Below are 14,559 nucleotides of genomic sequence, written 5' to 3' on the forward strand. Positions count from 1 at the left end.
GCGCAGCGCCGTTGACCAGCAGGCCACTGCGGCGATGGTGAAGAGCCTATTGCTCGTCCTTCGGCGGCATCCGGGGCGGCGGGATCGGTGTGAACACGGCGCCTTGCGCACCGGCCGGCGGGGCGTTGAATTCGCCGGTCGAGGAATCGCCGCCGCTGGTCTCCAAAATGGTCTTGGGGGTCACATATTCCCGGACCATGTCGATGAGACTGCCATCGCCGCCGCCGAAATCGGCCGCGCGCCCGCCCTGCGGATGCCCCAACGCGATCTCGTTCTGCGCCGCATGGGTCTTGTCGGCCAGCCTGTCGTCGTAGGGCACGCGGAAGGCCCGTGGGATGCCGCTCGGGCGATTGTCTTCATCCAGCTGCTCGACCCAGAGATAGATCGAGCCGGGATCGCCCTCCAGCGAATGCGGCTCGACGATGCGGGCCTGGAGCAACTTGAAGGAGGCCGGCAGCCGGTCGGCGCTGGCCCAGCCGAGCAGTCCGCGCATTTCCGTGAAGCTGATAACGTAGAAAGCGCTGGTCACGACCACCGCGACCGCCTTCAGCGACCAATGCAGCCGCGCATAGACCAGCACGACCAGCAGCAGCGCGCCGATGACGGCGTAGGCGACCGACAGCGTCAGGATGACCGTTTGCAGGCTAATCACGGCGCACCCTCGCAGTGTTCTTGCTCACACCGGTCTTGGGATCGAGATCGCCGCCGTTGCGCCAACTGCTGCGAAACGTCTCCAGCAGCGATTTCGGCCGCTGGTCCACATTGATCACCTTGCCCTCGGTATCGAGCCGGAACCGCACCGCGGTCTTCTCGTCGCCGGTGTGGTCGAGCATGAGCTTGTTGTCGAAGACCACCTGCGCGGTCGGATTGAGCTTCTGCACCTTCACATTGGCCTGGACCGGCTCGCCCGTCGTTGCCTGGAAATGCGAGACATTGACGGTGTATTCGCCGGCGACGATGCCGCGCACCGTGACGATCTCCTCGCGGATGGGCGAAGCGATCTTCTTGCCGTTGACCATGATGAAGTCGTTGGCCCCACCGCGGTCGTCGCGATCGAGGGTGAGGAAGCCGGCCTCGCGGTGGCGATACCAGGCAATGTTGCCGGCGGGATCCTGCACGAACAGGTCGAGATCGTCGGGATGACTGTCCGGCCAGTCCAGCGTGATCATGAACTCGGCCTTGGAGTCGATCTTGCCCTCCTTGGCGTCCGGGGAGACCGCGAGCAGCGCCAGAAAGAACAGGAACGCGATCACCTGGAGCGCCTTGAACAGCATCACGCCCAAAGGATCGAACGGCTCCTCGCGTGGATAGAGACCGAAATCATCCATCATGACGGCGTTCCGGAACGCTTGATTCCAGAACCCTTGCGCTCCAGCACCGGCGTCACATAGGTCTCGGTCAGCACCACCGCATCCGAGAACACCCGCTGGGTCGCGGCGTCCAGCATGTAATACTGGATGCGGACCAGGATCGAGCCGACGAGGCCCGCCAGCGTCGTGTACATTGCGACCGCCATGCCGTCGCTCATCAGCCCCATCGAGGAGCGCATCGCGACCTTGTCGGCGGCATCCAGCCCCGCGATCGGCGCCAGCATGATGATGAAGCCGATGATGGTGCCGAGCAGGCCGAGCTTCATCAGCGTGTCCGAGACGAAGGCGCCGAACCCGTTGGAGCCGCGCAGCCGGTCGGCCAGCGTCCGCAGCAGCAGCGTCTGGTCGACCGGACGATAGTCCTGCGTCGCTGCCTTGGTGACGAGGCTCTCGATGTGGTCGCGCACCAGCCCCCGCGGCAGCGATGTTGCGCTCGCGTCGAGCGCCTTGGTGCCGTCAGGCGCCGCGAGCGCCTCGCGACAGCGCCGCGCCGCGGCCCCTTCCCGCGCGATCGCCCGCGTACGCAGGAAGCAGTGACCGCAGGTCAGGACATAGAGCAGCGCGATCACGCTGGAAATGTAGGTCCGGTCCGAGGCCAGCATCAGACGGATCAGGCCGAAGCGCCACAGCAGCACGACGGCGAAGACCGAAAGCCCGGTGAAGATCATCCAGAACAGGAGCGCGCTGCGCTCGGATGGGTCGGTCGCGGTGCCCGCGATCGGTCCAATCGTCATCGAACTCATGCTGCACCGCTCCTGGATTGCAGGGACTGGCTTGCAGGGACCGGCCTGCAACGATTCCCCCACCGATTAGATCAAAGCCGCCGCGCCCGGTCCAAAGAGCCATGCCCAATCCGGCTTGGGAAATTTGCCCGAGCTGCAATCCTGCCGCACCCCGCAATTGGCAAGGCGCGGCGGCGTTGTTAGGCTGAGCTTACCAAACGTCGGGGATGATCGCATGCGCCTCGTGCTTCAGCTTGTCGCTCGTCTGCTCCTCATCGTCGTGCTTTGCCTGGGGGCTGCGACCGTGTGGGCCACGTTCGACGCCTATCGTAGCGTCGACCGGGCGACTGCGGCCTCCGCGCAGCGGGTCGCGCAGGCACTTCAGGCGCTGTATTGGCGCGAGCTTTTGTTGCGCAGCAGCAGAGCGCGGGAGCATCTGCTGCCGGTTCCGGACTGGCGCTCGCTGGAGACGATGAAGCTGATCTCGCCCGGCGTCTGCGTCGAGTTCCAGCCTGCCGCGGCATTCGAAAAGCCGCTCTGCGGCCAGAGCGAGGGACTGGGCAAGGCGCCGCCGCGCTGGTTCGCCGCCATCGTGCCCACCTTCCTCGGCAGCCATGCCGAGGTGGTGCGGCCCGTCAGTCCCCGTGCCGTGGCCGCCGGCACGGTGGTTGCGACGCCCGATGCCGCCGCCGCGATCTCGCTCGCCTGGGAATACATCCTCAACGTGATCGACGTCGCGCTTTTGATGGCGACGGCGATCGCGCTGCTCGCCTCGCTCGCGATCGCGCATGCGTTGGCGCCGGCGCGTGCGATCGTCACCGCGCTCCAGCGCATGGCGCGCGGCCAGTATCGCACCAGACTGCCGCGCTTCCGCTCGATGGAGCTGGCGATGATCGGCAGCGCCGTCGGCGAGCTCGGCGGGCGGCTGGAGGAAGCCACCGAACAGCGCGCGGCGCTGACGCGGCGCCTGCTGGAGATCCGCGACGACGAACGCCGCGCGCTCGCCCGCGAGCTGCACGACGAGTTCGGGCAAAATCTCTCCGCGATTCTCGCCTTCGCCAACACCATCGAGACCGCGAGCACCAAGGGAAACACCGACGACGCCATCACGCAGGACGCCCGCATGATCTCGCAGGCCACCCATCACCTGATGGCCTCGCTGCGCGATGCACTGAAGCGGCTGCGCAATCCCCTTCCTGATGAGCTCGGGCTCGAGGCGAGCCTCGTCAATCTCGTCGACAGCTGGCGTTCGCAGAGTGCGGCGCGGCCGACGATCCAGCTCGATCTCAGGGGTGATCTCGCCGACATCAGCGGGCCGGCCGCCACCACCGCCTATCGCGTCGCCCAGGAATGCCTGACCAACGCGCTCCGCCACAGCGCGGCGCGCGAGATCTCGTTGCGGGTCGAGCGGCGCGTTGGCGAGGACGACGCGCTGCTGATCCGCGTCGAGGACGACGGCGGCGGCGATGCCGCGCGCGTGGCGCAGTCGGCCGGCTTCGGCCTCACCGGCATCCGCGAGCGCGTGGCGGCGGCCGGCGGATCGCTGTCGATCCTGCCCGCCACGCGCGGCCTCAGCGTCGCCGCCACCATCCCGCTCGCCGCATGAGGCCGCGATGAGCGAGGTTGCGGCAACAGGCATCTCCGTGCTGCTGGTCGACGATCATCCGATCGTGCGGCAAGGCTACCGGCGCGTGCTGGAGAGCCAGGGCGATCTCCATGTCGTGGCGGAAGCCGACAATGCCGCAGATGCCTACGGCGCCTTCAAGGCACATGACCCCGACGTCGTCGTGCTCGATATCTCGATGCCCGGCGCGAGCGGGCTGGAAGCGATCCGCAACATCCGCGCGCGCAGCCCGCGGGCCCGCATCCTCGTCTTCACCATGCACAACGAGGCCGTGCTGGTAAAAGCCGCTTTCAGCGCCGGCGCCAGCGGCTTCGTCACCAAGAGCAGCGAGCCGCCCGCGGTCGTGACCGCGATCCGCAGCGTCGCGCGCGGCGAGCGCGCCATGAGCGACGACATCGCGCATATCTTGGCCGAGGACAGCCTGTCGGCGGGCTCAGTGCTGGATCAACTGGGAGAGCGCGAGATCGAGATCCTGCGCCAGTTCGCCGGCGGCGCAACCACCGAACAGATCGCGACGCATCTCAATCTCAGTGTGAAGACAGTGCAGAACTATCACTACCTGATCAAGACCAAGACCGGCGCGCGCACGGATGCGCAGCTGGTTCGGCTTGCGGCGACGTGTGGGCTGACGAAGATTTAGCAGCAGCACTGCCGCATTCGCTGAGCGACTTTGAGCTCTTCAATCTGAAGCGCGGATTGGAACGGAAACCGTCCAGTTCCAGTTGGTAGAGGAGTGAAGGAGTAGAACGTCATGAGTAAGGGTCATCACAACGTAGACGCCCATTCCCCGATCATCACTGTAGGCGATCTCATCGACGAACTTTGCCGCCTCCCGGACACAGCCGTCGTCCACTTCCGCTGCCCCATGCTCGATCAGGAGCTGACTTTCTACCGCCTGCGCAAGCGATCAAAGGACGCCGTGGAAATCGCGGTCAACGCATACCCGCAAAGTCCGCCGGTCGTGCCATCGTCCAACCCGGCCTTCCACGCGCACAGACGCTCAACCGCCTTGCCACCGGCTCACAATGGCGCCGTTCTTGACAAGGCGAGAGGTTGATCAGCGCGCTTTAGACAGGTACCGCGGCGGCCTATTCCGCCTTCAACCCGCGCAGCAGCAGCGCGAGCGTCGCATCGACGCGCGCAGGCAGGTCGGCGTCCTTCCACTCGTCGGCATGGGCCGGATGGTGGAAACGGACGGTCGCATCGAAGATCGCGCGCGCCATGGTCTTGGTGTCGGCGACGTCGAACACGCCCTGCTTCACGCCGTCGGTCAGGATCGCCGCGATCTGGTCGATCATGGTGTCCTTGTGACACTTGACGGCCGCGCAGGCCTCGCGTGCCAGCGTCAGATAGGTCTGGAACATCTCGGGGTCGTCGAGCACGCGCGAACGCTTGGCGGCAAACAGCGTGCGCAGCCAGCGGTCGAGCCTGTCAGGCGCCGGGCCCTGCTCCTCCGCGATCGCCCGCAACGGCGCGTCGATGCGGTCCAACCAACGTTTGGCAACGGCCTCGCGCAGCGAGGCCTTGCTCGGGAAATGGCGATAGACGCTGCCGTGGCTCACATCGAGCGCACGGGCAACGTCAACCACGGTGGCCTTGGCAAGTCCGTAGCGCCGCAGAACGTCCTCGGTGACTTCGAGGATCCGCTCCGGCGTCAAGACAACGGCTTCATTCATGCCAGCACCTTGTTCCCGTTCAGGGTTCACCCGGCGATGACGCTATCTCCGAAGCGCCGTAGCCGGTCGTTTCGGAAAGCTCTCGCCTTAATGAGGCAGTTTTGCAGCCTGCGCCGCGATCTGGCGCGCCACCAGCAAATTGAGCCAATGCCCAATCGTGCCGGTGAGATTGATGATTTCGGTCGTCATTGTTCTAAGTCTCCATTCGTCCACGGTCCCCACTTCTTCAATTCGTCCCTCGATCCGGGCTTGTTTCGGATGTCGGGGCTTTACGGGGGGTGCCGCGGGACGCCCAATCGGAGCGTCCGGGAACGGATATACACGTCTCGCTGACAGATTTCAATATCTGTCAGTCAATGATCCGTGATTGACAGTTAATTTCTGTAGGCGCCCCTCCCGCCACCCCGGTGGCCAGCACTCCCGATCTCCCGGCCCGTAATTCCGCTCTGCGAAATCAGCGACCTGCCGCTACCGTAACGCTGGTGCGCCCTTGCCAGCCCGATCGGCAGATTGCTGGTCGATCGCACCAATATGCAGAAGCCCCTCGGCGGCCTCGTGCATTCGGGTTACGCTAGATTCCTCCACCCTACGAACAAGAAACGGACCCTCACCTCATGCCCATCGTCAACCGCGTCGCCGCCCTCTCCGACGAAATGGCCGCCTGGCGCCATGACTTTCACGAGAACCCGGAATTGCTCTACGAAGTCCACCGCACCGCCGGCATCGTCGCCGACCGCTTGCGCGAGTTCGGTTGCGACGAGGTGGTGACGGGAATCGGCCGCACCGGTGTGGTCGGCGTGATCCGCGGCCGCAAATCCGCCTCCGGCAAGACCATTGGCCTGCGCGCCGACATGGACGCGCTGCCGATCATGGAAACCTCGGGCGTGCCTTACGCCTCCAAGGTCCCCGGCAAGATGCACGCCTGCGGCCACGACGGCCACACCGCGATGCTGCTGGGCGCCGCCAAATATCTCGCCGAGACGCGCAATTTCGACGGCACCGCGATTCTGATCTTCCAGCCGGCCGAGGAAGGCGGCGGCGGCGGCAAGGCCATGGTCGAGGACGGGCTGATGACGCGCTGGAACATCCAGGAGGTCTACGGCATGCACAACATGCCCGGCCTGCCCGAAGGCCATTTCGCGACGACACCCGGCGCGATGCTCGCCTCCTCCGACAACATCCAGATCACCGTCTACGGCAAGGGCGGCCACGCCGGCGCGGGTCCGCATAAGTCGGTCGACAGCGTGCTGATCGGCTCGCAGATCGTCAACGCGCTGCAATCGATCGTCGCGCGCAACGTCGATCCGCTGAAGTCGGCGGTCATCTCGATCACCCAATTCCACTCCGGCACGGCCTTCAACATCATCCCGGAAGTCGCCGAGCTCGGCGGCACCGTGCGCACGCTCGATCCTGAGGTCCGCGATCTCGTCGAGCGCCGCATCGGCGAAGTCGCCGACAGCATCGCCCGCGCCTATGGCGGCTCGGCCGAGACGAAATACACGCGGATGTACCCGGTGACGATGAACCACGCCCGCGAGGCCGGCCTTGCCGCCGACGTCGCCCGCGATATCGTCGGCACCGAGCGCGTCAACGACAAGTTCATTCCGATGATGGGCGCCGAGGATTTCTCCTTCATGCTGGAAGCGCGTCCCGGTGCGATGGTGCTGGTCGGCATGGGCGACGGCAACGAGTGTCACCACCCGGCCTACGTGTTCAACGACAACATCCTCGGCCACGGCGCCTCGTTCTGGGCGCGCCTTGTCGAGACGCGGATGCCGGCGGGTTAGAGCTGCATTCGCTGCTGCCGTAGCCCGGGTGGACGACACCCGGGACTACATTCCTGCAGAAGGATTGCTTACGCGAAAACCCGTCATCAGGCCCCGGAGCGATGCCCCGTTGGCTCACCCGCCCGCAACAGGCGAGACGCGGTCTCGTCTAGCGCGAGAGGCAGGGTGAACTGGAAGACGGCGCCCCGAGGCTCGTTTGCGCCGGCCCACATCCGCCCGCCATGCGCCTCGATGATCGAGCGGCAGATGGCGAGGCCCATCCCCATGCCTGTCGGCTTGGTGGTGTAGAAGGCGTCGAACAGGCACTCCACATTCTCTGGATCCAGCCCCGGACCGGAGTCCCGCACGGTGACGTGCACGCCGTTCGATGTATCCCTGCCGGTGCTGATCAGCAACTCGCGTTTCCCCTCGCCGACAGCGGCCATCGCCTCGACCGCGTTGACGATCAGGTTGAGCAACACTTGCTGAAGTTGAACCCGATCTGCCTGAATGGACGGCAAGCCTTCGGCAAATTGCGTTTGCACCGAGACGCCGTTCTTGAGCGCTTCGCTCCGGGTCAGCGCGATGACCTCAAGCACCGCCTGGTTGATCTCCATGTCCTCCTTTTGCGGGGGCGCCTTCCTGATAAGCGCCCGGATCCGGCCGATAATGTCGCCGGCTCGCATGCCGTCACCGGTGATCCAACCGAAACTCTGTCGAACCCGCTCCAGATTTGGCGGTTGGGCCTCCAGCCAATTCAGCCCGGCCTCGGCGTTCGCCACGATCGCGGCGATCGGCTGGTTGACTTCATGGGCAATCGAAGCGGTGAGTTGCCCCATCGTGGTGACGCGATTGGCGTGCGCCAGCTCCATCAGGGCTTCACGGTAGCGCCGCTCGTGTTCGCGAGCTTCGGCTTCCGCCCGCTTGAGAGCCGTCAGATCAAGAACAAAGCCGACCCCTTGATTTGTGGCTTCTCCAAACATGGTCCCGCCGATCAGAACGGGCACACGGCTTCCATCCTTCCGCACATATTCCTTCTCGAACGGATGGGCGGTCCCGCGCCCCTTCAATTCCGCCACGGTATGTGCGTCGCGGTCGCGCCATTCCGGTGGCGTGAGGTCCGTGCGATGCAGGCGTCCTGAGACGAGGTCCTCCCGGTCGTATCCCACGATGCGCAGGAATGCATCATTGGCCTCGAGAATGCGCCCCTCGACTTCCCAGATGATGATACCGATGATGTTGGCATCGAACAGACGCCGGATCTTGATGTCTCGCGCTGCAAGATCACTTTGGAGCTTGACGTTCTCCTCCGTCGCCTGTCTCCGCCGTTTCGTTTCGATCCGCGCGAGCGCCAGCGCCGCTCCGGCCAGCGCAACGACGAGGGCAACGGCGCCGGCGATCAGCCGGGTCCAGCGTTGCTCGAATGCTTCGGCGCGCGCCTCCCGGTCGGCCAGCCGAAAGCGCTCGTGATCCACCATCTGGTCGATCTGCGAGCGGATCTCATCCATGCTGCGGATCATCGCCAGCGCCGCCAGCCCGGACGTGCCGGCCGTCTTCAGCAGTTCGTCGATCTCGCGCAGCGTTGCTGCAACGGTCAGTGCCAGATGTTCGGCCCGCAGGCCCTGCAACGGATCGTCCGCGACCGAGATCTGCAGCGCCTGCGCCTCCCGTCGTACACTTTCGTCGGAGACGCCGTAGGCCTTGAGATAGGCGGGGTCGAGGGTCATCAGATACCCGCGCCTTTCGGTCTCCAGCTCCGCAACGATCGCCCGCAGCCGATCGAGCGTTTCGAGGACCTGGCGGCTGTGCTCGATGAAGTGATGAGCTGCTTGCCGTTCCTGCCAATATTGCAGGCCGAGGAAGCTGGACGCGACAAACAGGCTCACAAGCACTGCGACCGCAAGGATCAGCGGACGCGCAAACCACCGCAAAGACAGGGCCGGAGCAGGGGCTGACATTTGCCTAGCATCATGCTCGCGTGACGGTGCGTCTTCTGGTGCCAAGGCCAGAGCATTGCTAGAATGATAGCATGGATAGGCCCGCATGGTGAGCCGGAAACCCGACTAAGGTTACATCGGCTTCGGCTCCCGTAACTCGGCTGGCGAGGGCCACAATGTCGCAGCGTGCGGCCCCGCTCACGTGTCGTGAATGACTGCCTTGGTGAAGGAGCATTGGCATGACGCAGGGTGAAAACTCGCTGAACCGTCAAACGCCGGCCAGCCGGCGCAGTTTCGTCAAGGGATTGAGCGCGGCGGGGGCGTTGCTACCGGCCCTTGGCGTGCTGCCGCGGTTGGGTTTTGCCCAGGATGCCGCCGCGATCCACGCCAACGCCGCGATCGACTGGAAGCAATTTGCGGGACAGACGATCGCGCTTTCGGGCGCGATCCATCCATGGTCGAATGCGATCGCGCCGCTGTTGCCGGAGTTCACCATACTCACCGGCATCAACGTCACCATCGATTTCCAACTGGAAACCACCTACCTCGGCGCGCTGCCGATCAGGCTCGCCCGCGGCAGCAGTACGCCCGACGTCTTCATGTTCACGACCTATGGCCAGGGCATCTCGAACGGATGGCTGGAGCCCTTGAACGGCTATTATTCCAACAGGTCGCTGACCGACCCGGCCTGGTATGACGAGAGCGACCTGCTCAAGACGGCCCGAGCCTTCCCGCTGTGGTCGGACGGCGAACGGTACGCCGTTCCGATTACCTCGGAGGCGATGACCCTGTTCATCAACGGGGATGCGCTGGCAGCCAAGGACCACCCGATTCCCCAGACGTTCGAAGACCTGCTTGTTACCGCCAGGGCGGTCAAATCCAATGCGATGTCCGGGATCACCATGCGCGCCCAGGCTGGCGGCAATTCCTCGCCACCAGCCATGGGCTTCGTGTTCTCCTATGGTGGGGCCATGGTCGAGCACAACAAGGTCGTTTTCGCGAGCCCGGAGGCGATCGCGGCCGTCGAGATGTACGGACGGCTGCTCAGTGAAGCAGGACCTGCCGGCGTCGGCAGCTATGAATGGTACCATGTGCTGGACGACTTCCTGCAGGGGCGGACGGCCATGGCAATCGACAGTAGCAACTTCGCGACCGATATCTCCAATCCAGCGAAAAGCCGCGTCGCCAAGCAGGCCGGGTTTGCAACCTTCCCACATCTCGCCGGTCGCGGCCCCGTCCCCTTCATGTCGCACTGGCAGGCGTGCATCAATTCCAGATCTCGAAACAAGCGGGCGGCCTTCCTGTTCCTGCTCTGGGCGACGAGCAAGGCGACCTCGCTGCGGACTGCTGCGGCGGGGCTGGCGACGACACGCGTGTCGGCCTGGTCGAGCGAGGGCTTCAAGAAGGCGTTCGGCTCGCAAGCCGCCGAGGCGGCGCTGACCAATTTGCAGAATGCCGATGTCGACCGCGCCAAGGCGATCCTTTTTCATCCGCAATCGAGACCGATCCTGGACGCCTTCATGATCGGCGTCAATGAAGTGGTCAACGGTGCGAAATCGGCGAAGGATGCGATGACGGGCGCAGCCGAAAGAGCCAATGCGGCGATCCGTGGATAGCCGCGAGGCGCCGCGCTTGTAGCCGGGTGAGCGACCTGTCCGCCGTAGCTCAAGGAGCGAAGGCGGAAGCGACACCCGGTACAACTCTCCCCGGATTGCAGCAAGGTCCCGGATATCGCTGCGCTCGTCCGGGCTACGGTGCTTGGTCAGATCAGTTGCTGCATCGAAAGATAGTCTCGCTCGCCCACCTACCGATCAGTTGCAGATTTCAGCGGGTAATTTGTAGGCGGGATTGGAAGGATGACTGGCTGTTCCGAGCCGGCACCCCTTGGCGATCGGCCTGCATCCGGCGTTGTTGCAGATCATCTGTCCCGATGCCTGCGGCGCTGCTGGCGCGGCCTCCGTTTGTTTTCGATCGGTATCCCGCCTCCGCGAATCCTCGCGTGTCGCGACCGGCTTCTTCTCCTGGACCTTCTCGCATTCATTGTCGTCGCTGACGCGGTAGCCGGCACGGCAGGTGATCTTGGTGCATTGATCGCCGTCGGCTCGAAACCCGTGATTGCAGATGAGGGGGCAGACGCGCCCCGGCTTCGCCCTCAATGCGTCGAGCGCATCGCCACTCGCCAGTCCTACGTCAAAGTTCGTGCCGGCATATTTGTTGAACAGCGTCAGCGAACGCTGCGATGTCGCGTTCCAGTCGCCGTCGGCGCCGCCGGACAGGCAGCCGACACGGCGCAATTCGCTCTGCACGGACTTGGCCAGTTCGGTGGCTGATAAAGCAGGAGCCGGCGCAGGCGAGAGCGCGGCGACTTTTTGGTTCTCGACCTCAGGCATCTGTCGGTCGGCCGCCGGCTTTGCGGCCTGCTCCGCTCTCTGGGCAGCTTGCCTCGCGGCAACCTCGGCCTTGGCCTTCTCTGCCGCCTGCTTCTCTGCCAGCGCTTTCGCAGCCGCGGCCTCGGCGATCTTGCGCTCGCGCTCGGCCGCTTCGGCCTTCGCTTGCTCGACCTGCTTCTGCTTCTCCGCCGCGATGCGCGCCTCCTCGGCGGCCTTGGCCGCAGCTGCCGCCTTCTCCTGCTCGGCCTTCTGGGCGCGCTCGGCAATGAGCCTCGTCTTTTCCTGCTCGGCCGACTTGGCCTTTTGTTCGGCCGCAGCGCGCGTCTCTTCGGCAGCGATCTTGTTCAACTGCCCCTTGGCGAGGTTCGCGTAGAAGCCCTCGGGATATTGCGCCAGGAATGCCTCCCAGCCGTCGCGGGTAGCGAGTTGGAGCGCAAGTTCGTAGTCTCGCCTGAGTTCTGACTGTGGATTTGCCTGCGGACCCGTTGCGACCGGCTTGGCAGGCACCAGCGGCACGTCATCGCCGCCCAGCGAGCCGTATACGAAGGGTTCCTGCTTGTTCGCGGTGCTCCTCAGCACATCGTCTCGAACGAACCCGAACGCCTTGCGCAGGTCGAGCCCGGGTTTCGGCAGATGGTCGCTCAACGCCACCGCAAACGGGCTGTTGCGGGAGTCGCCATCGGACGCCGTCGAGCCGGCCTTGGCCGCGAACGCGATCATGGTGTTCGGGCTGGTCGGCTCGACCTTGGCAAGCCCGCGCCCGATCGCGCGCGAGGCCACGGTGCGCTTCATCGTCTTGGCGAAGGGATTGTCACGGCAGGCATCGAGGATGACGAGCCGAAGCTGCTTGGCAGGCTCGATGCTCACCAGCACGCGGTCGATCGGCAACGCCTCGTCGTAGACGTCGGTGTCGGTCTCGAGCGCGGCATCGATCGGGACCAGATAATTGGTGCCGTCCACCTCGATGCCGTGACCTGCGTAGTAGACAATTGCGACATCGGCATCCCGCGTCCGCGCGCCGAACTCACGCAGTGCCTTGCGCATTTCCGGCGCGTTCAAGTCCTGCCTGACGTCGATCGTGTCGAAGCCGGCCTTCGTGAACATGCCGCCGATCAGGATCGCGTCGTTCACGGGATTGCCAAGTTTGGGTGCGCTCTTGTAGGCGGAATTGCCGATCACGAGCGCGACACGCTTCTCGGCCTGCGCTGGCACCAAAGCGAGCCAGGTTGCAAAAATCAAAAATGCAATGAATCGATATGCGCTCAATCGCAGACTTCCTTCGTCCGGCCAGCCATCACGGAGCTCGCATCACCGGTGGCGGTTATTCTGCATCCCTTGCCGACAGGACGGCAGCCAGCGGAGTTGCAGAATATCTGGCCAGATGCCTGCGGCTTGGATGGCGCTGCCTCCGTTTGTTTACGGTCAGTATCCCGCTTCCTCGACTCTTCCCGCGTCGCGACCGGTTTTTTCTCCTGGATCTTCTCGCATTCGTTGTCGTCACCGACGCGATAGCCGGCACGGCAGGCGATCTTGACGCACTGGTCGCCATCGGCCTTGAAACCGAAATTGCAGACGAGCGGGCAAACCCGCCCCGGTTTCGCCTTCAGCGCCTCGAGCGCGTCGACGCTTGCGAGCTTCACGTCGAACTGGGCGCCGGCATATTTGTTGAACAAGGTCATCGAACGTTGTGCGGCCGACGTCCACTCGCTCTCCGCAGCCGACGCAAGGCAGCCGACGCGGCGCAATTCGCTCTGCACGGATTTGGCGAGATCAGCCGCGGACAATGTTGATGCCGGCCCGGGCGAGAGCGCGGCCACTTTCTGGCTCTCGACCTCGGGCATCTGCCGGTCGGCCGCCGGCTTTGCGGCCTGCTCCGCTTTCTCGGCAGCCTGCTTCGCAGCAAGCTCCGCCTTGGTCTTCTCCGCCGTCTGCCTCTCGGCCAATGCTTTCGCGGCCGCAGCCTCGGCCACCTTGCGTTGCTGCTCGGCGGCGTCGGCCCTCGCCTGCTCGATCTGCTTCTGCTTCTCCGCCGCGATGCGCGCCTCTTCGGCGGCCTTGGCCGCAGCTGCCGCCTTCTCCTGCTCGGCCTTCTGGGCGCGCTCGGCAATGAGCCTCGTCTTTTCCTGCTCTGCCGCCTTCGCCTTTTGTTCGGCCGTAGCGCGCGTCTCTTCGGCGCCGATCTTGTTCAACTGGCCCTTGGCAAGATTTGCGTAGAAGCCGTCGGGATATTGCGCCAGAAACGCTTCCCAGCCGTCGCGCGTCGCAAGCTGGAGCGCGAGCTCGTAATCCCTGCGAATGGCCTCCTGCGGGTTGGCCTGCGGACCGGTCGCGGCCGGCTTGACCACCAACGGCACGTCGTCGCCGCCAAGCGAGCCATAGACATACGGCTCCTGCTTGTAGCCCGTGCTCTTGAGCACGTCGTCGCGCACGAAGCCGAAGGCCTTGCGCAGGTCCAGGCCGGGCTTGGGCAGATGCTCAACCAGCGCGGTGGCGAACGGGCTGTTTCGGGCATCGCCGTCGGACGCCGTCGATCCCGCCTTGGCCGCGAAAGCAATCATCGTGTTCGGGCTGGTCGGCTCGACCTTGGCGAGCCCGCGCCCGACGGCGCGTGAAGCCAGCGTGCGTTTCATCGACTTGGCGAACGGGTTGTCGCGGCAGGCGTCCAGGATGATCAGGCGCAGCTGCTTGGCCGGCTCGACCGCAAACAGCGCTCGCTCGACCGGAATGGTCTCGTCGAGAACGTCGCCATCCGTCTCCAGCGTGGCGTCGGTCGGAATGAGATAGTTGGCTCCATCGAGCTCGATGCCGTGGCCGGCGTAATAGATCACCGCCATGTCCGCGTCGCGCGTCCTGCCGGCGAACTCACGCAGCATACGCCGCATCTCGCTGGCGCTGAGATCCAGCCTGACATCCACTGAATCGAAGCCGGCTTTCTTGAACATGCCGCCGACCAGGGTGGCATCGTTCACGGGATTGCCGAGCTTGGGCGCGCTCTTGTAGGCGGAATTGCCGATGACGAGTGCGACCCGCCGGTCGGCATGCGCCGATCTGCAGGCAAGGCCCATCACAAAAAT

The 14,559-nt window shown here is 64.7% G+C and carries 11 protein-coding genes and 2 pseudogenes; 5 read left to right on the forward strand and 8 right to left on the reverse strand.

The window, feature by feature from the left end:
- Window positions 1–46: 46 nt before the first annotated feature.
- From RAD15_RS29985 to RAD15_RS29995, 3 genes are read right to left on the reverse strand one after another with little or no spacing between them, the layout of a single operon-like run.
- A complete protein-coding gene (locus RAD15_RS29985) occupies window positions 47–652 on the reverse strand; it encodes a hypothetical protein (protein WP_458181841.1) in 606 nt (201 codons plus the stop codon).
- Window positions 645–1,331 (reverse strand): hypothetical protein, encoded by a 687-nt coding sequence (locus tag RAD15_RS29990; RefSeq protein ID WP_458181843.1) that lies wholly within the window; start codon window positions 1,329–1,331, stop codon window positions 645–647. The genes RAD15_RS29985 and RAD15_RS29990 overlap by 8 nt, the downstream gene beginning before the upstream one ends.
- Complete coding sequence (locus RAD15_RS29995; RefSeq protein WP_458181845.1) at window positions 1,328–2,113, reverse strand: MotA/TolQ/ExbB proton channel family protein; 786 nt, start codon at window positions 2,111–2,113, stop codon at window positions 1,328–1,330. The genes RAD15_RS29990 and RAD15_RS29995 overlap by 4 nt, the downstream gene beginning before the upstream one ends.
- A 214-nt stretch (window positions 2,114–2,327) precedes the next feature.
- On the opposite strand from RAD15_RS29995, the gene RAD15_RS30000 reads away from it, so the two are divergent.
- The 3 genes from RAD15_RS30000 to RAD15_RS30010 all read left to right on the forward strand — a co-directional run bounded on the left by RAD15_RS30000 (window position 2,328) and on the right by RAD15_RS30010 (window position 4,773).
- Complete coding sequence (locus RAD15_RS30000; RefSeq protein ID WP_458181847.1) at window positions 2,328–3,698, forward strand: histidine kinase; 1,371 nt, start codon at window positions 2,328–2,330, stop codon at window positions 3,696–3,698.
- A 7-nt stretch (window positions 3,699–3,705) separates the two neighbouring features.
- A complete protein-coding gene (locus tag RAD15_RS30005; RefSeq protein ID WP_458181849.1) occupies window positions 3,706–4,356 on the forward strand; it encodes a response regulator in 651 nt (216 codons plus the stop codon).
- Window positions 4,357–4,467: 111 nt separating this feature from the next.
- Entirely contained in the window at window positions 4,468–4,773 is a 306-nt protein-coding gene (locus tag RAD15_RS30010; RefSeq protein ID WP_458181850.1) for a hypothetical protein, read from the forward strand.
- A gap of 31 nt (window positions 4,774–4,804) precedes the next feature.
- On the opposite strand, the gene RAD15_RS30015 is transcribed toward RAD15_RS30010, so the two are convergent.
- On the reverse strand, window positions 4,805–5,392 hold the full coding sequence (locus tag RAD15_RS30015; RefSeq protein ID WP_458181852.1) for a TetR family transcriptional regulator: 588 nt from the start codon (window positions 5,390–5,392) through the stop codon (window positions 4,805–4,807).
- A gap of 614 nt (window positions 5,393–6,006) precedes the next feature.
- Between RAD15_RS30015 and RAD15_RS30020 the strand changes: the two genes are divergently transcribed.
- Window positions 6,007–7,179: a M20 aminoacylase family protein gene (locus RAD15_RS30020; protein WP_458181853.1), complete on the forward strand. Its 1,173-nt coding sequence runs from the start codon at window positions 6,007–6,009 to the stop codon at window positions 7,177–7,179.
- A gap of 86 nt (window positions 7,180–7,265) precedes the next feature.
- Here RAD15_RS30020 and RAD15_RS30025 read toward each other — a convergent pair.
- Window positions 7,266–8,558, reverse strand: a pseudogene (locus RAD15_RS30025) (sensor histidine kinase); the annotation flags it as partial.
- Between the two features lie 45 nt (window positions 8,559–8,603).
- Window positions 8,604–9,203: pseudogene (locus RAD15_RS30030) on the reverse strand (CHASE3 domain-containing protein); the annotation flags it as partial.
- Between the two features lie 131 nt (window positions 9,204–9,334).
- On the opposite strand from RAD15_RS30030, the gene RAD15_RS30035 reads away from it, so the two are divergent.
- Complete coding sequence (locus RAD15_RS30035; RefSeq protein WP_458181855.1) at window positions 9,335–10,711, forward strand: ABC transporter substrate-binding protein; 1,377 nt, start codon at window positions 9,335–9,337, stop codon at window positions 10,709–10,711.
- 195 nt (window positions 10,712–10,906) lie between these two features.
- Here RAD15_RS30035 and RAD15_RS30040 read toward each other — a convergent pair whose 3' ends face one another.
- The gene (locus RAD15_RS30040; protein WP_458181857.1) at window positions 10,907–12,751 is read right to left on the reverse strand and encodes a caspase family protein; all 1,845 of its coding nucleotides are present in this window, start codon (window positions 12,749–12,751) and stop codon (window positions 10,907–10,909) included.
- A complete protein-coding gene (locus tag RAD15_RS30045; protein ID WP_458182020.1) occupies window positions 12,748–14,550 on the reverse strand; it encodes a caspase family protein in 1,803 nt (600 codons plus the stop codon). Before RAD15_RS30045 ends, RAD15_RS30040 begins: the two co-directional genes overlap by 4 nt.
- Window positions 14,551–14,559: the final 9 nt, after the last annotated feature.

This window comes from Bradyrhizobium sp. 14AA, assembly GCF_054185205.1.